Annotated in this window: 23 protein-coding genes, 1 tRNA gene and 3 pseudogenes; 14 read left to right on the forward strand and 13 right to left on the reverse strand. The window is 68.2% G+C overall.

The window, feature by feature from the left end:
* Positions 1–797 precede the first annotated feature (797 nt).
* Together ABZO29_RS21410 and ABZO29_RS21415 are read right to left on the reverse strand one after the other, a co-directional pair.
* Positions 798–901, reverse strand: a tRNA-Ser gene (locus tag ABZO29_RS21410).
* An 11-nt stretch (positions 902–912) separates the two neighbouring features.
* Positions 913–2,022, reverse strand: coding sequence for a hypothetical protein (locus ABZO29_RS21415; RefSeq protein ID WP_367321806.1), 1,110 nt, complete (start codon positions 2,020–2,022; stop codon positions 913–915).
* A gap of 480 nt (positions 2,023–2,502) precedes the next feature.
* Between ABZO29_RS21415 and ABZO29_RS21420 the strand changes: the two genes are divergently transcribed.
* The 6 genes and pseudogenes from ABZO29_RS21420 to ABZO29_RS21445 all read left to right on the forward strand — a co-directional run bounded on the left by ABZO29_RS21420 (position 2,503) and on the right by ABZO29_RS21445 (position 8,014).
* Positions 2,503–3,135: an excalibur calcium-binding domain-containing protein gene (locus ABZO29_RS21420; protein ID WP_367321807.1), complete on the forward strand. Its 633-nt coding sequence runs from the start codon at positions 2,503–2,505 to the stop codon at positions 3,133–3,135.
* 180 nt (positions 3,136–3,315) lie between these two features.
* A pseudogene (locus tag ABZO29_RS21425) lies at positions 3,316–3,776 on the forward strand (DUF5990 family protein); the annotation flags it as partial.
* A gap of 551 nt (positions 3,777–4,327) precedes the next feature.
* The gene (locus ABZO29_RS21430; RefSeq protein WP_367321808.1) at positions 4,328–4,531 is read left to right on the forward strand and encodes a cold-shock protein; all 204 of its coding nucleotides are present in this window, start codon (positions 4,328–4,330) and stop codon (positions 4,529–4,531) included.
* A gap of 244 nt (positions 4,532–4,775) precedes the next feature.
* On the forward strand, positions 4,776–6,401 hold the full coding sequence (locus ABZO29_RS21435) for a DEAD/DEAH box helicase (RefSeq protein WP_367321809.1): 1,626 nt from the start codon (positions 4,776–4,778) through the stop codon (positions 6,399–6,401).
* Positions 6,402–6,614: 213 nt separating this feature from the next.
* Entirely contained in the window at positions 6,615–6,926 is a 312-nt protein-coding gene (locus tag ABZO29_RS21440; RefSeq protein ID WP_367321810.1) for an SCO5918 family protein, read from the forward strand.
* A 743-nt stretch (positions 6,927–7,669) separates the two neighbouring features.
* Positions 7,670–8,014, forward strand: a complete 345-nt coding sequence (locus ABZO29_RS21445; RefSeq protein ID WP_367321811.1) for a MerR family transcriptional regulator — start codon at positions 7,670–7,672, stop codon at positions 8,012–8,014.
* 191 nt (positions 8,015–8,205) lie between these two features.
* Here ABZO29_RS21445 and ABZO29_RS21450 read toward each other — a convergent pair whose 3' ends face one another.
* Both ABZO29_RS21450 and ABZO29_RS21455 read right to left on the reverse strand, forming a co-directional pair.
* Complete coding sequence (locus ABZO29_RS21450; RefSeq protein ID WP_367321812.1) at positions 8,206–8,601, reverse strand: hypothetical protein; 396 nt, start codon at positions 8,599–8,601, stop codon at positions 8,206–8,208.
* A 303-nt stretch (positions 8,602–8,904) separates the two neighbouring features.
* Positions 8,905–9,201: a GYD domain-containing protein gene (locus ABZO29_RS21455; protein ID WP_367321813.1), complete on the reverse strand. Its 297-nt coding sequence runs from the start codon at positions 9,199–9,201 to the stop codon at positions 8,905–8,907.
* A 252-nt stretch (positions 9,202–9,453) separates the two neighbouring features.
* On the opposite strand from ABZO29_RS21455, the gene ABZO29_RS21460 reads away from it, so the two are divergent.
* From ABZO29_RS21460 to ABZO29_RS21475, 4 genes are all read left to right on the forward strand, one after another.
* Positions 9,454–9,696, forward strand: coding sequence for a DUF5994 family protein (locus ABZO29_RS21460; RefSeq protein ID WP_367321814.1), 243 nt, complete (start codon positions 9,454–9,456; stop codon positions 9,694–9,696).
* A gap of 288 nt (positions 9,697–9,984) precedes the next feature.
* On the forward strand, positions 9,985–10,188 hold the full coding sequence (locus ABZO29_RS21465) for a cold-shock protein (protein WP_161148376.1): 204 nt from the start codon (positions 9,985–9,987) through the stop codon (positions 10,186–10,188).
* Between the two features lie 178 nt (positions 10,189–10,366).
* A complete protein-coding gene (locus ABZO29_RS21470) occupies positions 10,367–11,845 on the forward strand; it encodes a DEAD/DEAH box helicase (RefSeq protein ID WP_367321815.1) in 1,479 nt (492 codons plus the stop codon).
* 179 nt (positions 11,846–12,024) lie between these two features.
* Positions 12,025–12,234 (forward strand): hypothetical protein, encoded by a 210-nt coding sequence (locus ABZO29_RS21475; RefSeq protein WP_367326189.1) that lies wholly within the window; start codon positions 12,025–12,027, stop codon positions 12,232–12,234.
* A 41-nt stretch (positions 12,235–12,275) separates the two neighbouring features.
* Here ABZO29_RS21475 and ABZO29_RS21480 read toward each other — a convergent pair.
* Positions 12,276–12,455 (reverse strand): annotated as a pseudogene (locus ABZO29_RS21480) (TerD family protein); the annotation flags it as partial.
* 42 nt (positions 12,456–12,497) lie between these two features.
* Here ABZO29_RS21480 and ABZO29_RS21485 point away from each other — a divergent pair.
* Positions 12,498–12,755 carry a nuclear transport factor 2 family protein gene (locus tag ABZO29_RS21485; protein WP_367321816.1) on the forward strand — a complete coding sequence of 86 codons (258 nt, stop codon included), beginning with the start codon at positions 12,498–12,500 and terminating at the stop codon, positions 12,753–12,755.
* A gap of 103 nt (positions 12,756–12,858) precedes the next feature.
* On the opposite strand, the gene ABZO29_RS21490 is transcribed toward ABZO29_RS21485, so the two are convergent.
* Together ABZO29_RS21490 and ABZO29_RS21495 are read right to left on the reverse strand one after the other, a co-directional pair.
* Complete coding sequence (locus ABZO29_RS21490; protein ID WP_367321817.1) at positions 12,859–13,737, reverse strand: alpha/beta fold hydrolase; 879 nt, start codon at positions 13,735–13,737, stop codon at positions 12,859–12,861.
* Positions 13,738–13,764: 27 nt separating this feature from the next.
* Complete coding sequence (locus tag ABZO29_RS21495) at positions 13,765–14,466, reverse strand: SDR family oxidoreductase (RefSeq protein ID WP_367321818.1); 702 nt, start codon at positions 14,464–14,466, stop codon at positions 13,765–13,767.
* Between the two features lie 509 nt (positions 14,467–14,975).
* Between ABZO29_RS21495 and ABZO29_RS21500 the strand changes: the two genes are divergently transcribed.
* Both ABZO29_RS21500 and ABZO29_RS21505 read left to right on the forward strand, forming a co-directional pair.
* Positions 14,976–16,070 carry a 4Fe-4S binding protein gene (locus ABZO29_RS21500; protein WP_367321819.1) on the forward strand — a complete coding sequence of 365 codons (1,095 nt, stop codon included), beginning with the start codon at positions 14,976–14,978 and terminating at the stop codon, positions 16,068–16,070.
* Positions 16,071–16,424: 354 nt separating this feature from the next.
* Positions 16,425–16,994, forward strand: coding sequence for a TetR/AcrR family transcriptional regulator (locus ABZO29_RS21505; RefSeq protein WP_367321820.1), 570 nt, complete (start codon positions 16,425–16,427; stop codon positions 16,992–16,994).
* 464 nt (positions 16,995–17,458) lie between these two features.
* Here ABZO29_RS21505 and ABZO29_RS21510 read toward each other — a convergent pair.
* The 4 genes and pseudogenes from ABZO29_RS21510 to ABZO29_RS21525 form a co-directional block, all read right to left on the reverse strand.
* A pseudogene (locus tag ABZO29_RS21510) lies at positions 17,459–17,605 on the reverse strand (replication initiator); the annotation flags it as partial.
* A 13-nt stretch (positions 17,606–17,618) separates the two neighbouring features.
* Positions 17,619–18,986 (reverse strand): ATP-binding protein, encoded by a 1,368-nt coding sequence (locus ABZO29_RS21515; RefSeq protein ID WP_367321821.1) that lies wholly within the window; start codon positions 18,984–18,986, stop codon positions 17,619–17,621.
* A complete protein-coding gene (locus tag ABZO29_RS21520; RefSeq protein WP_367321822.1) occupies positions 18,983–19,663 on the reverse strand; it encodes a response regulator transcription factor in 681 nt (226 codons plus the stop codon). Before ABZO29_RS21520 ends, ABZO29_RS21515 begins: the two co-directional genes overlap by 4 nt.
* A gap of 362 nt (positions 19,664–20,025) precedes the next feature.
* Positions 20,026–20,331 carry a hypothetical protein gene (locus ABZO29_RS21525; protein ID WP_367321823.1) on the reverse strand — a complete coding sequence of 102 codons (306 nt, stop codon included), beginning with the start codon at positions 20,329–20,331 and terminating at the stop codon, positions 20,026–20,028.
* Positions 20,332–21,047: 716 nt separating this feature from the next.
* Here ABZO29_RS21525 and ABZO29_RS21530 point away from each other — a divergent pair.
* Positions 21,048–21,344, forward strand: coding sequence for a PadR family transcriptional regulator (locus ABZO29_RS21530; protein WP_367321824.1), 297 nt, complete (start codon positions 21,048–21,050; stop codon positions 21,342–21,344).
* Positions 21,345–22,016: 672 nt separating this feature from the next.
* On the opposite strand, the gene fetB is transcribed toward ABZO29_RS21530, so the two are convergent.
* Both fetB and ABZO29_RS21540 read right to left on the reverse strand, forming a co-directional pair.
* Complete coding sequence (gene fetB, locus ABZO29_RS21535; RefSeq protein WP_367326190.1) at positions 22,017–22,796, reverse strand: iron export ABC transporter permease subunit FetB; 780 nt, start codon at positions 22,794–22,796, stop codon at positions 22,017–22,019.
* A 5-nt stretch (positions 22,797–22,801) separates the two neighbouring features.
* Positions 22,802–23,488 (reverse strand): phosphate ABC transporter ATP-binding protein, encoded by a 687-nt coding sequence (locus ABZO29_RS21540; RefSeq protein WP_367321825.1) that lies wholly within the window; start codon positions 23,486–23,488, stop codon positions 22,802–22,804.
* Positions 23,489–23,507: the final 19 nt, after the last annotated feature.

Genomic DNA, 23,507 nt, shown 5'->3' on the forward strand with positions numbered 1-23,507 from the left:
AGCAGTCCTCTTCGCCGGACACGTACAGCAGCGGAGTACAGCAACCACCCCGATCGTCAGCGAGCGTCGATAAACATCAAGGGCTGACTGATCAGGCCTGCAGACCTGAGCGACCTTCGTGCCTGTAGTTCGCATCGAGGGGCATACCTCGACACCCCCGCTCGGGCCGTCTGTGGGCCGTGCGGGGGTGCTCGACGATGACCAACGCTGACAACCACCGACGGCTAAGTCGCAGGTCGCAGCGCTGATCCAATATGTGGCCGCAGGTCAGAGACCCGGCCCTTCACTTCTTCGGCTACTAACCTGCTGTGCCAAGGGCTGTCCACCAGTGGAGGCACGATGGAACCCGGAGAACTCGTAGCAGCTGTTCGTCGCGGAACCCCTTTGGTCGCTGCCTGCTCTGCTGTGGAACCGGCGTGGCAGGCCTGGGTCGCTGCGACTCCCGCCATCCGCGTCGAAGATCGCCCTGGCCTACGGAACGCTCAACTGGACCTAATCTGGGTCATCCGCGAATGGCACCCCCACTACATAGCCAACGATCTCTGTTGGGCGGAAGGCGACGGCATGCACACGCTCCGCCGCTCCACCTCACGAGGAGAGGATGAGCTCTGGGCGGCGCTGGCGCAGTTCGGCGGCGTCGAAGCCTTCGACTATCCCTGGCGCACCGACTACCCGGGATGACCGTGCCCCATCCGTGCCCGATCTGCCGGGGAATCACGGGTAACGACGGTTGGCGACGGTCATTCGACAGCAGAACGACCCCCGACCATTTCACCTGGTCAGGGGTCGTTCACCTGCGCGGTGGGTGTGGGATTTGAACCCACGGTGGCTTGCGCCACGACGGTTTTCAAGACTGCTCACGAGCTTGACTCGCCCATCGAGAATTCACCGACCCTACCGCCGCGCCGGGCATTACACTTGCCTCCAGTTCATTCGCGTACCCGTCTCATCGGTTTGAGCTTCCAGGTGGCGCGCTGGACTCAGCACATCATGCGGAAACTGTCGCTCTGCCCATGGATTGTCGAATCGCAACAGAGTCGGAAGATCCTGCGCACCAGGGCGCCATCCGCGCATGAGAACAAAAACACAGCTCAGGCGCCTGTTTCGACCCTCCGGATGTGCGGCCGAGATCGAAAAGACGCCGTTTCTCTTTCGTATCGGCGTCACCGCATCGGGGTTTGCCAAGTCGATAGCGATTGCATCATCTCCGTACAAGGCATTAATGACATCCTCAGTGTCACAAAGAGCGTCTCGTACGCTAACCAAGACAGCAAAAGGCTTGTCGCGGTGCTCGTACCTTCCCCCCGCCTTACTGCTGACTGCGGAACGCAGCCTACGATCAGATGCCACAAACCCTCCGACGCTCGGGCCAGCAGCCACGATCGGTTCGCTATCTGTAGGCGGCTCGGCCCGACGCCTGGGAACGAACGTGAATACAAGCTCGACGGCGGGCGTGGAGTATTGAGCCTTGGGAAAATATCCCGGAGTCATCTCAGGAGGAGGATCGGGAAGCGCATCAATCTCACTCTGCAGCCATCGGGCCAAATCGTTAAGGCTAGGTTGTCGATTCCAAGCCACAACCTCCGGCGTCACGTACCACTTGTTCGGTCGAACTCGACGGTTTATCTCCTTCACGAAAGAGCTGTTCCTTGAGATTTCAGAGGCGAAGCCCTTCTCCATGAACAGCGTCATGAGCTCGACACCGGCAACGTATTCCCCGCCCCGATAGAGACGGAAATCCGGACTACCTTCATCTTCTTCATATCGAGCCAGACAATTACGCGAGAACAGGTCATGCGCGTACAGCTCATCCAGAGCCTGGAGTAGCCCGATTTCATCTTCACCTCGAAGGCGACTGAGGACCATCGAGCTACGGTCGGTGAAAGTGGAATACCAGGCGTTAATCAGCCCCCGTGCACCGACTGCTTCAGGCGCCCCGGCGCTGCGCAGCCAGGATGACAGGCCGTCAAAAGGGCCAGTGCTTGGCTCCTCGGGTTCGGGGAAAACCCACTGTGAACTCATCCTTAGAGACTATTGAGCCCCTGCGCTCAAGAATCAAGGCGTTTGCGCGTGGATCATGCGGCGAGTGATCGGCCGTGTCGGCGGCCTGCCCCTGTCCAACCATGCTGCGACAAGCAGCCGTCAGAGCGGACACCATCAGTGCCCCTAGACCCCCCTAGACCACGACTGGGCTGCGCCGCTCAAGCCAGCTGACCAGCTCACCGGGCCTCAACGACCACCCCGCCGTAGTTCGGGACGAGGCCATGCCAGATGCGTGCAAGATCGTACAGGGCACCGCGGGGAACACCGGGGAATCAGAGGACCCGTCACCAAGAGTCGACGCCCTTCCGCTCCAGGTCAGTCCCCAAGCGAGGTCCGAGTCACCTCAGCTTCCCAAGCTCAGATGCTCGTGGTCAGGCGGACAGTTCCAGTTCGCCTCGCATCCTCGTCGACGGCGGCGCAGTCTGAAGGAAGTAAGCCTCATGCCGTGAGGTGAGGCCCATGAACCGCCTCGTTCATGTGGGAGTAGTGCCGCTGCTGGTAGCCGCAGTGATCGGCACGAGCGGCTGTGGAGGCACAGACTCAACGCCCGCGCAGACCCCGACCACAGTGACCAAGACAGTCACCGAGTCCACGACATCGGCATCCGAGCCATCAACGCCGGCGCCCGTGTCCTCCCGGCCGACGGCTCCATCGACGGTCGCCGACGCGTCATCCGTCGTCCGCGAGTACTTCGCTGCCATCAACGCTCACGACTACCGACGGGCCTGGGACCTCGGGGGCAAGAACCTCTCGGGCTCCTACACAGCCTTCGTTGACGGGTTCGCCACCACGGCCCACGACACAGTTCACATCCTCGGTGCGGACAGCGATACCGTCTCGATCGGGTTGGAGGCCGCACAAACCGACGGCTCACTGCGAATCTTCGAAGGCACCTACACCGTTCACAGCGGCACAATCGTCGCGGCGGACGTACGCGAGGTGACGGGCCCGGAGCCACGACCCAGCGGGGCCTCGCCCTACTACGAAAACTGCGACGAAGTGCGAGCCGCAGGCGCCGCTCCCCTCTATTGGTGGGAGCCTGGCTACGCGCCACATCTTGACCGAGACGGCGACGGAGTGGCATGCGAATAGCCACTGTGAGCCACACAGTGTCGCCGTCCGCGGCCATCGTACGGCCGACTGACCAGTTCAGTAGATCAATGAGCGCACCACAACCGCACCAGATCGAGCGGGGAACAGCGGGGAATCACGGTGAACGCAGTAGCCTAATGCGCCCAAACCAGCGAACACGACCCTCACCTGATGGCCGCCATGCGCATCCGCATCGACGCCGTCGACCTGCCCGGCCTAGCCTGCCCAGCCTCCGTCGATGGCACGGTCCCGGCGTACGGCGACATCCACGTCGCCGTGCAACGCCGCCACCGTCCGGCCGAACTTCTCGCGGCGCAGCCCGGCGACGCACCGTCCGCGACATGGACCCTGGAGTGCACCACGAGCGCTTCGCCGACGGGCACCGAGGTCAAAGGCCCCACGTGCAGGACCGTTTGGGCCGGCGGTTCATCTACCTGTCGTGGGGCACGGTCGACGAGTCGGGCACCTTCACGATGTTCCGCCGCGCCAAGCTCCTGCTCGACGTCATACCCGCCGACGTACTCGCCGCCGCCGCACGCGACGGGCTGCTGGTCGGACGCCTCGGCCTGACCGACGCGCAGGGCGGGCCCCTGTGCGCACGAGTCGAGCCCCCGCACATCACTTGGACCGCCGAACGCGCCGGCTGGGAGAGGTTGCACGCCGCCCCCGGCCCCTCAGAGTGCAGGAGTCGTGATGTGGCGCTCTCTCGTCTCTCCGATGCCGCACACGAAGGACGACGTGACACGGTGCCATCGGCGAACAAGCCGACCGAGCCGGGACCGCGCGCTGCCATCGGCGTCGTCTCTTCGGGGCCGATGTGACCTTCATCGCGATAGTGAGGTCTCGGCGCGTTCGCCGTTGTCCCGTCCGTTGATGACGATGGCAGCGGCGCACAGCTCATTGACGGAGGTCATGACCCTGTGACCGGAAACATTCGGCAGGAACACTACATCCGCGCGGATCAATATCTATATCCGTGAAGTGAGAAATAGGTTCGGCACACGGCGAGTATTCCTGGACCGCCAACCCGAGCGGAATTATTGACCACGCAGAGCCGACCGCGTCATGCTAATGTCGATCTCAGTTGCAGGTGTGGTTGCCAGAAGGTTCATTTTCCGACGGGGTAATCAGCACGGCGACGCGGGATCCGCACAGGGCGAATTCCGGACATCGTCTCCGAAGGAGAAATGACATGGCTACTGGCACCGTTAAGTGGTTCAACGCGGAAAAGGGATTCGGCTTCATCGAGCAGGACGGCGGCGGCGCCGACGTCTTCGCCCACTACTCGAACATCGCCACCCAGGGCTTCCGCGAGCTGCTGGAAGGCCAGAAGGTGTCGTTCGACATCACGCAGGGCCAGAAGGGCCCGACGGCGGAGAACATCGTTCCGGCCTGACACCGGCAGCAACGCATACTTCGCAGCTGGGGCCCGCACCTTGGGGTGCGGGCCCCAGCTCGCTGCATTTCAGGGCGTGTGACAGGAAGGCCCCGCCACATCACCGAAGGGTGACGCATTCCCCGGTCGATACGACTCGGCGCCCATCAACCCCGGCTCGTTCTCGCGATTCTCTGCGCCGTTCATCTTGCTGCGGAAATTCCTTGCTACGTGCCTACGTGCTCACATCGAGGAAAGGTTCCGCTTGAACCGCGCACGCACCACGCGCACGACCCGTACCAACGACCGCTCCCGGGGTTTTGCCGCCAAGCGCTCGGGGGCTCACCGGCGTTCCAGGGGCAACGATCGCCGGCAGACCGCACCCCAGGGCGAGTTCGCGCTGCCGGTGACGGTCACGCCCGCGCTGCCCGCCGTCGACTCGTTCGCCGACCTCGTCCTGCCGGCCTCGTTGCTGACCGCGCTGGGTCGTCAGGGCGTGACGACGCCGTTCCCAATCCAGGGGGCGACCCTGCCGAACTCCCTCGCCGGACGTGACGTGCTCGGCCGTGGCCGCACCGGATCGGGCAAGACCCTCGCCTTCGGCCTGGCCGTGCTGACCCGTACAGCGGGCCGGCGCGCCGAGCCACGGCAGCCACTGGCCCTCGTCCTCGTACCCACCCGAGAGCTCGCCCAGCAGGTCACCGACGCGCTCGCTCCGTACGCCCGTGCCGTGAAGCTGCGGCTGGCCACCGTGGTCGGCGGGATGTCGATCGGCAAGCAGGCCGGTGCACTCCGCGCCGGCGCGGAGGTCGTCGTCGCGACCCCGGGGCGCCTCAAGGACCTCATCGTCCGGGGCGACTGCCGGCTGGACGACGTCGACATCACTGTCCTCGACGAGGCAGACCAGATGGCCGACATGGGCTTCATGCCCCAGGTCACCGCCCTGCTCGACCAGGTCCGCCCCGCAGGACAGCGCTTGCTCTTCTCCGCCACCCTGGACGGCAACGTCGACCTGCTGGTCCGCCGCTACCTGATCGACCCGGTGGTCCACTCCGTCGACCCGTCCGCGGGCGCGGTCACCACCATGGAACACCACGTCCTCCACGTGCACGAAGCAGACAAGCACCGGACGACCACCGAGATCGCGGCACGAGACGGCCGCGTGATCATGTTCCTGGACACCAAGCACGCCGTGGACCGGCTGACCAAGCACCTGCTGAACAGCGGCGTCCGCGCCGCGGCCCTGCACGGTGGCAAGTCCCAACCGCAGCGCACGCAGACCCTCGCCCAGTTCAAGACCGGACACGTGACGGTACTGGTGGCGACCAACGTCGCGGCCCGCGGCATCCACATCGCGGGCCTCGACCTCGTCGTCAACGTCGATCCGCCCACCGACCACAAGGACTACCTGCACCGCGGCGGCCGTACCGCTCGCGCCGGGGAGTCCGGCAGCGTCGTCACCCTGGTGACCCCCGGCCAGCGTCGCGGCATGAACCGGCTGATGGCTTCGGCCGGCATCACCCCGCAGATCATCGCCGTACGGTCCGGTGAGGCGGAGCTGACCCGCATCACAGGCGCCCAGGCCCCTTCCGGTGTCCCCGTCGTCATCACCGCACCGGCCGTGCGGCGTCCCCGCCGCGCCGTGTCCTCCGCGACTCCCTCACCCGAGGCCGCCGCGACCGCTCCGCCCAAGGGCGCCCCACCGGACAAGCGAAGCGGCGCAGGGCACAGCGGCCCGCCTTCGACTCGGCGGGCTAGGGGCATCGATCAGAAGCTCACCCAACTCCGAGGAGGCAGCTTTGACACCGGTTCAGACGCAGCGACAACAGGCGGTTCGCTCCCCCATGAGCGCGGTCGACGACATGGAGGCAGCCGGACCCCGGGTCAGTGACGACATGACCGTCGAGGTCGCCCTGTCCGTCATGGCCAGTGCCCGTGTCGAGTACCTCCTCCTGTCCGACGGAGACGACCAGTGCACGGGCTCGATCACCCTGCCCGAACTCGCCGTCCACTGCGGCAGTTCCACGTACACGGACCAGATCCAGCTGCGGGACGTCCTCGCTGATCGCCTCCCCCGATCAGCCAGTTTTCCTTCTCCCAGCCCATGCGCTGTGTCATCGCCCGGTACCCGTTCGACCTGACCGAGAGCGGAGTGCTGGCCTCGTTGAAGGGCGTCACGCCCGAGCTCATCACGGGTGAGTCCGTGACCATCGGCCGCCGCCGCCACCCCGTCAAGCAAGTAGGTCAAGCCATCACCCGACAGGACCGCCGCGACTTCACCAGCGGCGAAGTCGTCCGGGCCATGACCCGCCTCGGCTTCACCTGCCACGCCCACCCCGACGCCACGCCCGTGCGTGTCCCCTCTCCCCTCCAGTCCGCGTCGGCAGTGCTCGGCGCCGCCTCCCTGGACGGATGAGGACGGGCGGCAAACCGCCATCACGATCCCGGTGAGGGCCCTGCCGACAGGTGTCGACAGGGTCCTCACGGCTGTCTCGCCGTCCGTTCTCCGCGGCTGGACCGCGGGCCGCGACACTCAGTGACACCTGACGGCCTGACCCGGATTGCACGCGCGTAAGGCGACTCACGACGACTGCGCCATCCGTTGCTGCAGGTCGGAGGCTATCTGTTCCCCCACAGGACTTAAATCTGTTCTTGTCAGAGTAGACATTGAGCTCTGACACGGTTAGCCTTTTTCTCGTTGACACCGGTCAAGCGAAGCCCGGCAGACACGAACTGGCGGGTTGCAGTACATGAAGTTCGCAGGCCAGTGCGGTTCTGAAGTCCCGAAGCCAAGGTGTTCGCAGGACGGTGACGGGGCTGGGGACCGCACTGGCGCCTGGCAGGCCAAAGGGCCGCCAGCAGCACCACCGAGCAGTACCGCAAGTACCAGTTCACCAAGTTCAGAGAAAGGACGGAGGAGCAGACGCCATCAGGATCGCCCGGTCCGAGAAGCACTCGCCCCGGGTACCGCAAGACCCCGGATTGGAAGGTGGTCCCCGGTCACGCAGCCGCGATCCCCGCACTCCCCTGTCTGCAGGGCTGGTAGCGGAAACAGAAGGTCGGCACAGCATTAGGGCCGACAGATGGTGTTGAATTTCCTTCGGGGCCCTGGTGCCGTACGGCACCAGGGCCCCTCGACGCGTTGCACAACGAGGTGACATGACAGCAGATATCCCCCTCAGTGATCGTCTGGACGACGACGACTACCCCGCATACACGATGGGGCGGGCCGCCGAGATGCTTGGCACCACCCCGGCCTTCCTCCGAGCCATCGGTGAGGCTCGTCTGATCACGCCGCTGCGCTCGGAGGGCGGACACCGCCGGTACTCCCGCTACCAGCTCCGTATCGCGGCGCGCGCCCGCGAGCTCGTCGACAGGGGCACCCCGATCGAGGCCGCTTGCCGCATCGTCATCCTTGAGGACCAACTCGAGGAAGCTCAGCGCATCAACGCCGAGTACCGCCGGGCCGGGCATGAAGCGCCCGGCAATTCCGCGAGACGGTAAGCCGCAACTTCGTCCACGAACGTGCCGAGCCACTCGCCCACTAGGGGATCACCGGTAGACAGACGTTGATCCAGCAGACGGCAAAGCGCCTCCCGCCCCGTGTCTTCGCCTGCTCGGCAGAAGAAAGACAGCCGATACGCCCCTGGTCCGCCTCCTGACAATCCAAAGTCGATGTCCTGCGCTCGCTGAGGTCAAGTCAGGGCAGGCATGAAGCCGCCGCGGGCGGTGCCCGCGGACAGCAAGGCAGACCAGTCGAGCACTTCAGGCAGTTGGTCCAAGGACAGGACGACTGCTCCGCCGGCCTGCTCGACATCCATGCACCAGGCCGCCATGTCACCCGATGCCGCGCCCCCGTCGGCGCCGCCGAGCACCGGCGCAGCGAGAGCGGGGACGACGACTCCGTGTTCCCCGGGTCCGTCCACGACACACAGGGTGAGTCGTGGGACGATGCTCCACCCCTCGCACTGGGGCACCGCCCCGTCGGGGGCCGTCAGGAGCGGCAGGGCATCCTGGACAGGCGCGTCGGCCAGCAGGAGCACCGGCGTGACACCACGGACGAACAGAGTGTTCTCAGGATCCAGCAGCACGGGACCACTCTCGCAGGCTGGGGCACAGGAGCGGCAGGCAGGTGCCGTGAAGGGCAGCGAGCACGCATTGGCCACGGCCCTCGAACCAACGCCTGACGTCCATCGTTGACATCAACGACCGCGGACAGCGGCGTACCTGCTGGAAACCGACGTACGACGCGCGGCAGCAAGACACCGAGTCCGCAGAGGTCTGATCGAACTCCTGAAGCGGGTCTCGCAGGTTCGAATCCTGTCGGGGCACCAGGGAAAGGGCCCCGGACCTATCAAGGTCTGGGGCCCTTTGGAACCAAGGTCTGACATGCCTCAACCAGCGGCCTTGGCGATGATGCGATCCATCTCTTCTCGGCCAAAGGCCCGCAGGGTCGTGGTGCGGACGTTGCCCACCCCGCCGAGCTGCAGAAGCGCCGCGGTGGCGGTTTCGTCGTCGGGTGCCTCGACAACGGCCACGAGGTCGTACGAACCGACGGTCCAGTACAGGTTCAGGAGCTTCGCCCCGAGCTTCTGTGCCGCTGCGGTGAAGGCCTCGGCGCGCTTTGCGGTGTCCTTGTAGTTTCTGATCCCTTGATCGGTCCAGTTCAGCAACGTGACATACGTCGGCATGGTCTTTCACCTTCATGAGGGAACACATCTCGAGATCAATCCTGGGCAAGATGGCCGAAACCTGCACAAGGTGTGCACCCGAATGAGCAACAAGCAGACCGTTTCTGGTATCCGGACCGGGATTCACGGCCGGCAAGCACGCAGGATGCCTTGGACGCGGCCCGCACGTATTTGGCCAAGGTCCCCGTGATGGTGCCGATCTCACGGAACCCAACCGCTCCCCGGCCGAGGCCGCGTCCGCGCACACCACGTATGCCCTTGCCCCGCCTGGTCCTCACCCAGGGCGTCGGTCACGGCCCGCCGGACGGAGCCTGGTCGCCTCGCTGCGACGCGCTGGAACTGCCCTCGTTCTTCGCCTCGTTGCAGCTGGGGTGGGACACGGCCGTGCGCGTCACCGTGGACGCCGCCCAATGGCCCGACGCACCGCCCACGGTCATGGCACCCGGCCGCGTGATCACCGTGGAGCCGGCCGGATCCGCCGACGAAGCGCACTGATCACACTGGACTGCGACACCGCGGGAGGTTGGGTGCTCCTGGTCGACGGTCCGGGGAGCCCGCCGACACGGTCGTCCCGCTGCCGGCCGCCGCATGACGGTAAAAGCGTGCCGAACAAGAAGCGTGCGGAAAATGCTCCCGGCTCGTGATCGAGCACGCCGTGCTACTGTCGAGACGGGTTGCAGTTGTGGTTGCCAAAAGGGTTCGTTTTCCGACGGGTTGATCATCACGGCGACACGGAGTCCGCACCAGGCGGACTCCGAGCACCGTTTCCGAAGGAGAAATGACATGGCTACCGGCACTGTGAAGTGGTTCAACGCCGAAAAGGGCTTCGGCTTCATCGCGCAGGACGGCGGCGGCGCCGACGTCTTCGCCCACTACTCGAACATCGCCACCCAGGGCTTCCGCGAGCTGCAGGAAGGCCAGAAGGTGTCATTCGACGTCGCCCAGGGCCAGAAGGGCCCCACCGCCGAGAACATCGTTCCGGCCTGACACCGGCTCCGACGCATATTTCGCAGCTGGGGCCCGCACCTTGGGGTGCGGGCCCCGGCTCGCAGCATTTCCAGGGGGATTCACCCCTGTTGTCTTCGGCCCGTTCTCGCGATTCTCAGCGCCGTTCATCGTGCTGCGGGAATTCCTTGATACGCGCCTGCATCGAGGAAGGTCCCGCATGAACCGAGCACGCCCGTCACGCAGTTCACGCACCACCCGCACCTATGAACGCTCCGAGGGCTCCGCCGCAGGCAGCTCCGGCACGCGGCACCGGCTCAAGTCCAAGCCCGAGCCCAAGCCCAAGGGCCACGGTGGCCGATCCACCACGCCCGGCGCCGAGTTCACGCCACCGAACACGATCGAGCCCGCGTTGCCCGCCGTAGGGTCGTTCGCCGAACTCGCCATGCCGGCACCACTGCTGGCCGTACTCGGCCACGAGGGCGTGACCGTGCCCTTCCCGATCCAGGGGGCCACCCTGCCGAACTCCCTGGCCGGCCGCGACGTACTCGGCCGTGGCCGTACCGGTTCCGGCAAGACCCTCGCCTTCGGCCTCCCGCTGCTGGCCCGTACGACGGGCCGGCGCGCCGAACCGCAGCAGCCGCTGGCCCTCGTCCTGGTACCCACCCGCGAACTCGCCCAGCAGGTCACCGACGCACTCACGCCGTACGCCCGCGCCGTACAGCTGCGGCTGGCCGCCGTGGTCGGCGGGATGTCGATCGGCAGGCAGGCGCATGCGCTGCGGAACGGGGCAGAGATCGTCGTGGCAACGCCGGGGCGGCTCAAGGACCTCATCGACCGAGGTGACTGCCGATTGCGCGACGTCGCCATCACCGTCCTGGACGAGGCGGACCAGATGACCGACATGGGGTTCATGCCCCAGGTAACCGCACTGCTGGACCAGGTGCGGCCCGGCGGCCAGCGGATGCTCTTCTCGGCCACCCTGGACCGCAACGTCGACCTGCTCGTCCGCCGCTACCTGAGCGACCCGGTTGTTCACTCCGTCGACCCGTCGGCGGGTGCCGTCATCACGATGGAGCATCACGTCCTCCATGTACACGAGGCGGACAAGTACCGCACGACCACCGAGATCGCGGCACGGGACGGCCGGGTGATCATGTTCCTGGACACCAAGCACGCGGTGGACCGGCTGACCAAGCACCTCCTCAGCAGTGGCGTCCCTGCCGCAGCACTGCACGGCGGCAGGTCCCAGCCGCAGCGCACCCGGACTCTCGCTCAGTTCAAGAGCGGGCAGGTGACGGTGCTGGTGGCGACCAATGTCGCGGCGCGCGGCATCCACGTCGACGATCTCGACCTGGTCGTCAACGTGGATCCGCCCGGCGACCACAAGGACTACCTGCACCGCGGTGGCCGTACGGCCCGCGCCGGCGCGTCCGGCAGCGTCGTCACCCTCGTGACCCCCGGCCAACGCCGCGACGTGGCCCGGCTGATGGCCACGGCCGGCATCAATCCGACGATCACCGCCGTCCGTTCGGGCGAGGCGGAGCTGAGCCGCATCACGGGCGCCAAGGCCCCGTCCGGTGTCCCGGTCGTCATCGCCGCGCCGACCGCGGAGCCGCCCCGCAAGGCGGCCGCGACCCGGAGCCGTCGAGGGCGCACCGCTCGGGGCCGGTCCGCGGGGCGGCGCCGCGCCGCGTGACGTATCGGTGGTCCGCCGTCGATGCGGCGACCTGTCCGGAGCCATCTCGACCAGAACATCCGCCCGTACTGCAGGAGGCGACCGTGACACCGGTTCAGACGCAGCGAAGCCCGACCGCTCCCGACCACACGACCCGGGCCGGCCACCCGGACACGACCGAGCTGCGGGTCGGTGAGGACATGACGGTCGAGGTCGCCCTGTCCGTCATGGCCGGTGCCGATGTGGAGCACCTGCTCCTGTGCGACGGGGACGACGAGCGCATCGGCTCGGTCACCCGGGCCGAACTCGTCGTGCACCGCGACAGCCCCGCCTACACGGACCGCGTCCGCCTGCGGGACGTCCTCGGCGCGCTGTGCCCGGTCGCCGGCCTGCCCTGCCTCCCACTGTGATGCGTCAGCGCCGGATACCCGTTCGAACCAGCGCTCACCGGACCGGCATCATCGATCGTGAATCGGAGCAGGCTCTCGCCGGAGCCGTCGACCAACGTCCGCTGCAGATCGTGCAGTTCCCCGAAGTGGGCTCCGTCGTACCGGCTCGCGGCCACCACGATCCGATCGATGCCGTCCGGGATCGCGGTCAGGTCGAAGCTGATCCGGTCCTTGTTGCCGCTGCCGTGGGCGTCTTGCAGCCCACACCACACCAGAACGACCTCATGGCCGCGATCAGTACGGCCAACACCGCAAGCGAGATGGTGCGCTCGGCCACGAGCACCGCGTTGCGGGTGGCTGCGCGCGAGCCGGAGCTCTACGACACTGGCAACCTCGCCGGGGCGGACAAGATGTTCGCCCCAGATGTGATCGACCACAACCCCGCTGCCGATCCCGAGGCCGCCTCGGGCATCGACAGCATGCGGGCGTCGATCGCCGCGGTCCGCGACGGGTTCACCGACACACAGCACCGGGGCCCGTAGACATCCGCGCGCAGTTCCGTGCCATCAGGCATCTGCGCCGGAGCGTCGACCTCGATCTGGATCTCCGCCATGCGCTGCTCCTCAGGTCAGTGGTCCCGGCGGGTCAGGCCACCGGGTTCAACAGGTCGGCCAGCACGTCGGGCCGTTCCAGGGCGATGAAGTGGCCTGCCTTGGGGACCTGTGTGAACTCGGAGGCCGGCAGCAGCCGCTTGTTGGCTTCCCGGTCAGAGGGCCGGGACCAGTCCTTCTCCCCGTAGACGAGGTGGACGGGCGCCTTGACCTCGGGGTAGCGCGAGCGGGCGGCGATGAGGCTGGGCAGGGACTGGTACACGGCCCGGGCGACGGTCGGGTAGCCGGGGCGGCCGCCCACCCGGAGGAGCTCGTCCACGTAGTCCGCCCGCAGTGCGCTCTTGTCGCCGAGGCCGCCCTGCAGGATCTTGCGGAGGGCGGGCTTGGGCTCCACCCCGGCGATCACCGGGCCCACTCCGGGCGTGAGGACACCGGTGACCACCACACGGGCGAGGAGACCGGAGCGGGCGATTCCGCCGCGGAAGTCGTAGGTGTTGACCGCGACGACGCGTCGTACCCGCTCCGGGATATCGGCTGCGGTGGTCAGGGCGAGCACCGCCCCCATGGATTCCCCGGCCAACGTCACGTCATGGAGGTCGAGTTCGGTGAGGAGCCGCTTGACGCCTGCGCGCATGGCCGGTTCGTCGTACGAGGCGCCGGGCACGATCTCGGAGTAGCCCATCCCCGGCAGGTCGAGGGCGTACACGGTGTAGTGGTCCGCGATCAACGGTATGAGGTGGCGGAAATGCTCGGCCTGCGTGCGCACGGTGTGCAGCAGGACCAGGGGGGCACCGGTGCCCGCCTTGAGGTAGCGCAGCGTTCCCTCGCGGCCGTCAAGTCCCGCGCGCTGGGCGATGGTGTGGCTGGTGGTCCCCGGAATGTGGATCGTGGGACGTGACTCGTGGCTGGGCATCTCGCCGACTCCCTGGGTGTGCAGTGGTTACTTGGCCAGCTGGGCGTACAGCCCAGCCAGGTCGCCGGCCAGGCCCGCCTTGACCTGCCGCGAGATGTCGTCGGCAAGCACCTCGTACGCGCCCGTCTCGACTCCGTCGAGGGCGAGTGCGGCGACGTCACGGGGGTCGGACTTGGGTGCGTCGACGTCCGCCGCCAGGTCCGTGTCCACGTACCCCACGTGCAGTCCGGTGACAGCGATGCCGCGCGGCTGCAGCTCCAGGCGCAGGGAGTTGGTCTGCGACCACAGGGCGGCCTTGGAGGCGCTGTAGGAGCCGCCCAGTGCCAGCCAGGAGAGCACGGAGTGCACGTTGAGGAGGTGGCCGCCGCCGTTGCGCTCGATGACCGGTACGAAGGCCCGGGTGACCAGCAGCGGGCCGTAGAAGTTGGTCTCGAACTCCCGGCGTACGTCGTCGACCGGGGAGTCGAGGAAGGACGCGCCGACCGCGGCGCCGGCGTTGTTGATCAGTACGGTGACGTCTCCCGCCTGCGCTGCGGCGGCCGCCACGGAGGCCGGGTCGGTGACCTCCAGCGCGACCGGGACGGCGTCGGGGTGCGTCACGCCGCGCGGGTCGCGGGCCGTGGCGTAGACCTTGCCGGCACCGCGCGCGTACAGCTCCTCCACCAGCGCCTTGCCTATGCCTCGGCTGCCGCCGGTGACGAAGACGTTCGCGCCCTTCAATGCGGTCATGACTCTCTCCACAAAATGAGAAACCGATCGGTTTCCACCACAGTAAACCGATCGGTTTCCAGGCGCAAGCCGGGCAGGGACCAGGCCGGGTTGGTGCTTGAGGCCGAGCTTCCCAACCGCGCCGTAGAGCCACTCCGGGACGGCGTCGGGCGTGAGGTGGAATCGGAGGACCGGGGCAGGGGGTCGCCGAAGCGCCAGTCAGGTGTTCGTGCACCGTCCATGCGACGCCCTCGGCGCACACCGATCGGCTTCCGGCGCACCCCGATCGGTTTCCTACCGTGACCCGGCGGGCTCGCGGAACAGTGCGAGACCGTTCCCGCAAGTCGCCGCCAGCTCCGTGACGGCGGCAAGTGCACAGCCGACCCCTTTCGCCGGGCGGCGAGGTGCGGGTCGAGGGGGCGGACCCACCCTTGGCCTTGCAAGCGAAAACCGATCGGTTTACGGTGGTGAAACTGATCGGTTTCTCGCCGTTGGGCGAGTCTCGCCACCAGACTCACGAGGAGCATTGGATGACTACCGCGCGCGACGTCGAGGGGCAGTCGGCGAATCCCAGGCTTCCGGCGAAGCTGGCTGCGCACCCGTCGGTGCAGGCCGTGCTGGCCCGGCGCGCGGCGGGCGACGTAACGAGCCCGCCGGCCCCGATCGACGCGGCCTGGCTGCGCGAGCTGTGTCTGGCGGCCGGTGCGGACGACGCGGCCGCGGTCAGCCTGGACCACCCCGACCTGGCCGGCGAGCGCGAGTCCGTGCAGTCCGCGCTGCCCGGTACCCGCACCCTGATCGCGATGGCGGTCCGGATGAACCGCGACAGCTGCCGCTCCCCCGCCCGCAGCGTGGCCAACCAGGAATTCCACCAGGCCGACGAGCAGGCCAACCACGCCGCCCGCAGCGTCACCCAGGCCCTGCAGGACGCCGGCCACCGCGCACTCAATCCCTCCGTCGGCTTCCCCCAGGAGATGGACCGCTTCCCCAGCGAGCGGATCTGGGTGGTGGCGCACAAGACGGTCGCGGTGGCCGCGGGGCTCGGCGTGATGGGCCTGCACCGCAACGTCATCCACCCGAAGTTCGGCAGCTTCATCCTGCTCGTGACCGTCCTGGTGGACGCGGAGGTGAGCGCGTACGGGCAGGCGCTGGACTACAACCCCTGCATCGACTGCAAGTTGTGCGTCGCCGCCTGCCCGGTCGGCGCCATCGCCAAGGACGGCGCCTTCGACGCGCTGGCCTGCACCACGCACAACTACCGCGAGTTCATGAGCGGGTTCACCGACTGGGCGCAGACCGTGGCCGACAGCGAGGACGCCGCCGACTACCGTTCCCGGGTCACCGATTCCGAGAACGCGTCGCTGTGGCAGAGCCTGGCCTACCCTCCCGGCTACAAGTCCGGCTACTGCCTTGCCGTCTGCCCCGGCGGCGAAGACGTCCTGGGTCCCTACCTGGACGACCGCAAGACCTTCATGGACACCGTCCTGCGACCGCTCCAGGACAAGAAGGAACCTCTCTACGTCCTACCAGGCTCACACGCGCAGGAATACGCCCAGCGGCGCTTCCCCCACAAACCCGTCAAGGAAGTCACCGGCGGCTGGCGGCCCCCGGTAAAGCGCTCCTAGATGTTGATGAACGTTCCGAGAGCCGCCGGCCCGCAACGACGCCGTCCGCCCGAGGCTGGGTGATGACGGCGGCCGGCCTCGTGGCGGCCGGACTGTTCAGCTTCGGCGTACTGGGGCGGGAAGACCGCAAGGGACCGCACCGCATCCCGGCGGAGACGAAGCCCGAGAAGACCGCCGTCCCGGCGTGGCGGCAGGTCACCCAGAACGGGCCGTTACTCGGAGTGACCCCGGCGTGCGTCGCCCTGCCGGGGACGACAGGCGCGCACACCGTCATGACTCGGCGACGGTCTTTCCCCCAGGCCGCCGGGAAACCGATCGGTTTTCATTTCGTCCGCTTCGGGTTAACCTCGCGGTATGACCACCGAAGTGAAACCAAGCCCCAGGGAGCGACTGCTGGAGGCGGCGGCCACGCTCACCTACCGAGACGGTGTCAGCATCGGCGTCGAGGCGCTGTGCAAGGCGGCGGGGGTTTCGAAGCGCTCCATGTACCAGCTGTTCGAGAGCAAGGACGAACTCCTGGCAGTAAGCCTGAAGGAGCGCGCCTCCGCCTACGTGGCAACTCTCCTGCCTGCGACGGACGACGGCCGGTCACCCCGCGAGCGGATCATGCACGTCTTCGAGCAGGTGCAATCTCAGGCACGGGCGCCCGAGTTCCGAGGCTGCCGGTACCTGGCCGTGCAGATCGAGCTCAAGGATCAGAGTCACCCCGCGAGCCGGGTGGCCCATCAGGTCAAGGCGAATCTGACGGCCTTCTTCCGCGCCGAGGCCGAGCAGGGCGGGGCGGGTGATCCCGATCTGCTGGCCCGGCAGCTCAGCCTGGTCTTCGACGGCGCCACCGCCCGCGCGGGAATCGGAGCCGACAAACTGACGGGGCTCGTCGCACCCACGGTGACCACCCTGCTCGACGCGGCAGGCGTGCGCTGACGCATCGCCCGCCCGGAGAACTCCTTCACTTCCCGGCACTCGGGGGAGCCAGATGGCCGCAAGCGTGTTGGCGAGCATGCCGCAAGCGAAGAAGCTTGCCGTCTTGTCGGCATCGGCGCCCAGCGGCAGGTGCACGGTTTCCCAGATCCTCATCCAGCCGGCCCGGACGACCTCGCCGATCAGGTCATCGCCCTGCGCCTCGGCGGCCGCCACGGTGGCGTGTCCCTGCATCTGCATCAGGAGCGTTTCGGGGCGCGTCGAGATCAGCTGCGCGTAAGCGTTCGCCATTGCCTGGAGGGCCTGCGCGCCGTCCTCCACCCCGCCCTCCACCTCGTCGGCCGCCCTCTCGAAAGCCAGGCGGGTGTCTTCCATGCTCCGCACCAGAGCGGTGACGAAGATCGCCTTCTTGTCCGGGAAGAGTCGGAAGAGATACGGCTAGGGCGGATCGTAGGCTCGATGGGTGCGGCCGAGGAAACCTCCCTCGCGCAGGCCCAGGCCGGGGGTGGGGTGTCGCCGCCGTCCGGGCCGTCGAGGCGGATGACCGCGCGGAAGTGGACGGCGCCTCGCATGTGGTACTCGGCGACCTTGGCGAAGGAGACGCGGGGGTAGTCGGGATGTGTGCAGTCAGTCCGGCGGTTCGGTGCGAGGTGCAGCCGCCAATTGGAGGGTGAAGAGCGCGCCGCCGTCAGGGTGGTTCGCGGCACGCACGGTACCGCCGCACTGGTGGACGATCTGCTGCGCGATGGCGAGGCCGAGCCCGGAGCCGGTCACCGCGCGGGCGTCGACGGCGCGATAGAAGCGGTCGAAGACATGCGGAAGATCCGCCGGGTCGATGCCCGGCCCGTGATCGCGTACGTCGATCCGGCCAGGGCGGACAGTGACCTCGATCGATGTGCCGCGGGGGGTGAACTTGACGGCGTTGTCAAGGAGGTTGCCGACGGCGCGCAGCAGTTGCCCCGGCTTGGCCACGACCCTGGCCGGGGTGGCATCGACGACGATGCGCCGGTCGCTGCGGCGCCGGGCCCGCTCGGCCGCGCGTTCGACGAGGGCGGCCAGGTCGACGTGCTGCTCGTCCTCATCCTCGTACTGCTCGACAGCGAGGGCGACGAGCTCGTCGACGAGGGCGGACAGCTCCGTCACCTCGCTGTCGAGGTCGCTCAGGACGCGATCACGCAGACCTTCGTTGAGCTCGGGGTAGCGTCGCAGCGTGTCCACGTTGGCGCGAACGCTGGTCAGCGGTGTCCGTAGCTCATGGCCGGCGTTCTGGACGAGTTGTTGCTGCTGCTCACGGGAGCGGGTGAGGGCACCGAGCATCTCCGCGAAGGCGCGCGCCAGTCGGCCGACCTCGTCTCGGCGGCCGGTCGGCACGTCGATGCCCAGGTCACCTGTTGTCGCGATCACCTCGGCCGTGGAGGTGAGCCGTGTCACCGGTCCACTGGTCCAACGGGCGATGAGCACGCCCGCCCCCGCCGCCAGCACGGTGATCGCAAGACCGGCCGTCGCCGAGCGAGCCCGCACCGAGGCGAGCACGCTGTGCGTCTCGGCCAGGCTCCGGGCGATCCGCAGTTCCGACCCGTCGAGTTTGATCACCATGACGCGGTAGTCATGCCCGCCCGCGGTCTCGGTCCAGGGACCCCGCAATCCGCCGCCGGCGTCCACACCCGCGGCAGGCTGTCTCAGCCGGACGCCCTCGGTGCCGAACAACGAGGTGACCTGTCCGTCCGGATGGACGCACTCCACGATGTCGGGCACACCGACGACGGGTGGCAGGCTGGCGATGCCGACCCCGCCGGCATCCTCGGACTGGCCGCCGGGGCAGATCGCGCTGTCGGTGGCGCCGGACGTGACCGCTGCCGCGAAGCCCTTCAGGCCGGTGTCGACCGCCTCGTAGAGGCGCCGCTCGGTGACCGCGTAGTTGACCCAACTGGCCGCCACAACGGCGAGGGCGACGAGCGTGGCGAGAGCGAGAGCGAGGCGCGCGCGCAGGTTCACGGTTCCCGCAAGGTGTAGCCGACGCCCCGAACGGTGTGGATGAGGCGGGGCATTCCGTCGGCTTCGAGCTTGCGCCGGAGGTACCCGACGTAGACCGCGAGAGCCTTCGAATTGGGGCCGAAGTCGTAATCCCATATCCGGCTGTAGATGGTCGAACGGCTGAGCACCACACCGGTTTTGTGGACCAGTAACTGAAGCAGGTCGAACTCGGTCTTGCTCAGCGCCAGTTCGCGCTCTCCCCGCCAGGCCCGCCTCGCCGCCTCATCCACGCGCAGATCCGCCACGCGCAACTCGCGCTCCGGCTCGTCGTAGCTGGCTCGGCGCAGCAGCGCACGGACCCGCGCCAGCAGTTCGTCCAGGTGGAAGGGCTTGGGCAGATAGTCGTCCGCACCGGCGTCCAGACCGGAGACACGATCCGACACATCCATACGGGCGGTAAGGATCAAGATAGGTGTCCGGTCGTTACGCGCCCGCATCCGCCGACAGACGGTGAGCCCGCCGACACGCGGCATCATGACGTCGAGCACGACCAGGTCGGGTGCCTGAGCTTCGATGGCCCCGAACGCCGCCTCGCCGTCTGCGACCGCCGTGACCTCGTAGCCCTCCAGTTCGAGGACACGCGTGACCGACTCGCGCGTAGCGCGGTCGTCCTCGGCATACAGAATCCGTTGCGACATACCGTTCAGGTGATACCTCTCGCAGTACAGGGAGTTGCAGCATAAGCGGAGCCGCGAACGGACCCGGCCGCGCGGCATCGTGACTCTTCCGCAGAGGAAGTTGCGGGCGCCGACCGGACCCTGACACCCGGCCCGGCCCGGCCCGGTCCGCTTTCGGTTCCGGTTCCGGTTCCGGTTCCGGTTCCGGTAACGGTCAAGCGATCGGGGCAGGGCACCCGGGGGGACTGCGCTGACGCTCCCGGGGCGACCCGCACGGCCGCCCCGGACAGCGCCGCAACACCGGTGACGATCACGACCAGCCTGCGGCCTCGCCGCACGCAGGTTCTCGCAATCGTGTCGACCTTCTCGGTCTGCCGACTGAGTCAGTGGCCGGACCCACCGAGCCCACCACTGCCCTTCACAGACCCACCGACCCCACCGTCGCCGATGCAGGTGTCGCTCTTCTTCCCATCCGCGCGCTTCAGTTCGTCAGTTGCCTTGCCGTGACCACCTGCAGCGGTGCCGCTCAAGCCCTGGACGCCGGTCTCGCCCACCTTCCCGCACTCGTCGTTGACAGCCTGCTGGACCGGCGCCTTGGGCGCCGGAGGGTTGCTGGCATTGGCGGCGGCCGCGAACCCGCCGGCCAGAACTGCCCCGCCCGCCACGGCCGCGATCATCATCTTGCGCATGTGAACTCCTTGAGTGTTGAGGACTGTTCATCCGCTTTCACCCCGTGCGTTTGGGGCTACCAGGAGACTGGCCGACACTCGGTAAGACCAACGCCCCAGGAATTCCTAGGGGAAGGTAAGAAAGCAACCGCAACCCCGCGCGGTCACCACAACGACTCCAGCCCCACCTCACGGTGCAGCCCCGGGGTGCGTCCTCGCGGGCGCTCAGCCGGCCCCACGTCGCGGGGCCGCAGGGTCTCGCAACGACCGGCAGATCAGAGTCTGCAGCGTGGACCCGGCATTTTGTGATCTTCCGAACCAGGGCCGGGCTGATCGCCATGGTCGGCGGCGCGCTGAAGCCGGCTGCGCTGCCGCACCGGACGACCGTCTGGCCGGCCGTGTTTCGGGGCGGTGTCCGTGTGTGGTTCCAGCCCCTCGTGGGCCTGTTCCAGCAGGGTCCGGATCCTCCCGCGACGGACCGCCACGGAGGGCCGAACCGCAGCAACGGCCGGCCAGAGCAGAGCGGTGGCCACGGAGCCCTTGCCCGTTGTCCTGACGAATTCGCTCCCAGATATGACCAATTCCGCCCAGATATTCGGTATCCGATGTCGAAGCGCGATATCCACTGCCCCGCGGAGAGGCGGAGAGCTTGGAGATGAACAACCGGCTCCGGCATAGAATCGAGGTCCGATATCGGTTTCGTCACTGCCGGGGACGGCGGTCCGGAGGTGGGCGGAGTGCGGGAGTTCCAGCGGGGCGCGGTGCGGCTGCACATCCTGCACCACGCGGCCGAGGGGGAGATCCACGGTGCGTGGATGACCGAGGAGCTGGCCGAGCACGGCTACAACATCAGCCCCGGCACGCTGTATCCGACGCTGCACCGGCTGGAGGCGGACGGGCTGCTGGTCTCCGAGCAACGGGTGGTCGGCGGGCGCGCCCGCCGGGTGTACCGGGCGACCGAGGCCGGAAGGAAGGCGCTGGCCGAGGACCGCAGGGCACTGGCCGAGCTGGCCCGCGAGGTCCTCGGTGACTGAGCGCTCCGCGTAAGTGCCGTGCTGTGCCGTCGTTCGTCCGCGGCTCCGTCGTGGCCGGTGGCGCCCGCAGGCGGCGGAACCGCAGACGGATACGGCCCCGCTGGACACGGCTCCGCGCTCCCTCAGAGCGCTGCCGGACCGCAGGGGACTTCACCCGGCGTGCACAGAGCGCCGAGACCTGACTCGCCCGGCAGTCCTGTGTGCGATCGCAGACCCGCCCTGCCGATCGCGCCGCGTCCGAGGCCGAGCCGATGACCGTCCGGCCCGGTCTCGGCCGATTCTCATGTGCCGCTCCCACAGTGGCCGCCCCGATACGGCCCGGCCGGATCGGCCGGATCGGCCGGTGGACTGCCTCTGAGTGAGCAGGAGGACGGCCATATGGCCGGCGAGGTTACGATCCCCAGCGCTCCGGCGTCGAGCAGCGCGCGGATAACGCCCCGGCCGGCGGCCACACAGCGGCGGCGGCCAGTACAGCGCACTGCCACCCGTTCTCCAGGGCCGGCACCAGCTGGATCGCCGCCCCGGCGATCGCACCGATCACCGTGGGGCCGGCGCCGTTGAATGACGCCTGCACCCCGGCATTCGACCGGATCCGGTCGAGCCTCGGGCCCCCTCCGATCACCATCAGGAACGGGGGATGGTCCCTGCTGCGCCCGCCGGTCTTCCTCAAGGTCAGGACGTCGAGTCCGCCGGGCGGGGCAGCGGCAGCAGCCGGTGGTCGGCGGTGAACAGGCGGTGGACCAGGCCGAGGGCCACCACCACCGTGGTCGTAGCCACCGAGGCGAGGACGAGGAACATCACCACGGCCTGCACCAGCACGGCCTGGACGGGAGAGACACCAGCGAGGATCAGGCCGGTCATCGCGCCCGGGAGGAAGACCAGACCGGTGGCCTTGGTCGTCTCGATCTGCGGGGAGAGCGCCGAGCGAAGCGCGGCCCGTACATAGGGAGTGGCCGCCTGCCGGGACGGCTGCCCGAGAGCGAGCCGGGCCTCGACCTCGTCCCGCTTGTCGCGCAGCTCCTCCACCAGGCGGCGGGCTGCGAGCACGGTGGCGGTCATGGAGTTGCCGACCATCATCCCGGCCACCGGAACCAGGGTGCGTGCTTCGAGGGGCAGCACTCCGAGCCCGAACACCACGCCGAGGGTGATGGCCGCGGCGGCCGCGAACGCGGCGACGACCAGCGGCGCGATCCGCGGCACCTCGGCAGCCCGCCGCCGGGCGACGTCACCGGCGTAGGCAACCACGGCGACCACCCACAGCACGGACCACCACAGCGACCGACCGGGCTCGACCAGCAGCGCCAACGCCGCGCCCACCAGCAGGAGTTGGACCAGGGCCCGAGCCGCGGCCCAGACCACCTGCCGCTCCAGGCCCAGCCGTTGCCACAGCGAGACCATCGCCGCGACCGCCACGAGCGCGAGCGAGACGGCGAGACCGCCCATGCTCACCATGTCGTTCACGGCGTCACCTCCTCCACCCGCGACGGGCGGGCGACCGGTTCGATGCCGACGCACCGGCCGTGCTCGATGTGCAGGACCCGGTCCGCGATCCGCCGTACCTGGGCCATGTCGTGGGTGACCCACAGCGCGGTCAGGCCGCCCTCCACGAGACGGCGTACGGCCTGTTCGAGCGCGTCGGTGGCGGACGCGTCCAACGCGGAGGTGGGCTCGTCCAGCAGCAGCGCCTCCGGCTGCGTGATGAGCGTGCGGGCCATGCACACCCGCTGGGCCTCGCCGCCGGACAGCTCGGTCACGTCCCGCCCCAGCCACGAGCCGTCCAGCGCGGCACCGGCCAGGGCCTTCTCCATCCCGGCCCCATCCGCGTCCGGCACGGCGGCGCGCAGGTTGTCCTCGACGCTGCCGGGGAACGGCGTGGGCCGCTGGAAGACCATGCCCACCCGTCTGCGCAGCCGCAGCGGATCGAGGCCGGCGAGGTCGTCTCCCCGGAACGACACCCGGCCCTCTGCCGGTACCTCCAGGCGGTTGCACAGCCTCAGCAGCGTGGACTTGCCGGACCCGGACGGCCCGAACACCGCGGTCACGCCCTGTCCGGGGATCTCCGCCGAGAACCCGTCCAGGGCGCGCACGCCACCGCGCTCCACCACGACCCCGTCGAAGACGAAGCCGCCGCCGTCCGGTTCCATCACGCCTCCCCGAAGCTCG

The organism is Streptomyces sp. HUAS ZL42 (assembly GCF_040782645.1).
Lineage (GTDB): Bacteria > Actinomycetota > Actinomycetes > Streptomycetales > Streptomycetaceae > Streptomyces.

Excerpts from the sequence above, each read along its gene's own strand:
- ABZO29_RS21415 (WP_367321806.1), bottom strand. The coding sequence starts at position 2,022 with ATGAGTTCACAGTGGGTTTTCCCCGAACCCGAGGAGCCAAGCACTGGC.
- ABZO29_RS21420 (WP_367321807.1), top strand. The coding sequence starts at position 2,503 with ATGAACCGCCTCGTTCATGTGGGAGTAGTGCCGCTGCTGGTAGCCGCA.
- ABZO29_RS21430 (WP_367321808.1), top strand. The coding sequence starts at position 4,328 with ATGGCTACTGGCACCGTTAAGTGGTTCAACGCGGAAAAGGGATTCGGC.
- ABZO29_RS21440 (WP_367321810.1), top strand. The coding sequence starts at position 6,615 with ATGCGCTGTGTCATCGCCCGGTACCCGTTCGACCTGACCGAGAGCGGA.
- ABZO29_RS21445 (WP_367321811.1), top strand. The coding sequence starts at position 7,670 with ATGACAGCAGATATCCCCCTCAGTGATCGTCTGGACGACGACGACTAC.
- ABZO29_RS21455 (WP_367321813.1), bottom strand. The coding sequence starts at position 9,201 with ATGCCGACGTATGTCACGTTGCTGAACTGGACCGATCAAGGGATCAGA.
- ABZO29_RS21460 (WP_367321814.1), top strand. The coding sequence starts at position 9,454 with ATGCCCTTGCCCCGCCTGGTCCTCACCCAGGGCGTCGGTCACGGCCCG.
- ABZO29_RS21465 (WP_161148376.1), top strand. The coding sequence starts at position 9,985 with ATGGCTACCGGCACTGTGAAGTGGTTCAACGCCGAAAAGGGCTTCGGC.
- ABZO29_RS21470 (WP_367321815.1), top strand. The coding sequence starts at position 10,367 with ATGAACCGAGCACGCCCGTCACGCAGTTCACGCACCACCCGCACCTAT.
- ABZO29_RS21475 (WP_367326189.1), top strand. The coding sequence starts at position 12,025 with ATGACGGTCGAGGTCGCCCTGTCCGTCATGGCCGGTGCCGATGTGGAG.
- ABZO29_RS21485 (WP_367321816.1), top strand. The coding sequence starts at position 12,498 with ATGGCCGCGATCAGTACGGCCAACACCGCAAGCGAGATGGTGCGCTCG.
- ABZO29_RS21490 (WP_367321817.1), bottom strand. The coding sequence starts at position 13,737 with ATGCCCAGCCACGAGTCACGTCCCACGATCCACATTCCGGGGACCACC.
- ABZO29_RS21495 (WP_367321818.1), bottom strand. The coding sequence starts at position 14,466 with ATGACCGCATTGAAGGGCGCGAACGTCTTCGTCACCGGCGGCAGCCGA.
- ABZO29_RS21500 (WP_367321819.1), top strand. The coding sequence starts at position 14,976 with ATGACTACCGCGCGCGACGTCGAGGGGCAGTCGGCGAATCCCAGGCTT.
- ABZO29_RS21505 (WP_367321820.1), top strand. The coding sequence starts at position 16,425 with ATGACCACCGAAGTGAAACCAAGCCCCAGGGAGCGACTGCTGGAGGCG.
- ABZO29_RS21520 (WP_367321822.1), bottom strand. The coding sequence starts at position 19,663 with ATGTCGCAACGGATTCTGTATGCCGAGGACGACCGCGCTACGCGCGAG.
- ABZO29_RS21525 (WP_367321823.1), bottom strand. The coding sequence starts at position 20,331 with ATGCGCAAGATGATGATCGCGGCCGTGGCGGGCGGGGCAGTTCTGGCC.
- fetB (WP_367326190.1), bottom strand. The coding sequence starts at position 22,796 with ATGGTGAGCATGGGCGGTCTCGCCGTCTCGCTCGCGCTCGTGGCGGTC.
- ABZO29_RS21540 (WP_367321825.1), bottom strand. The coding sequence starts at position 23,488 with ATGGAACCGGACGGCGGCGGCTTCGTCTTCGACGGGGTCGTGGTGGAG.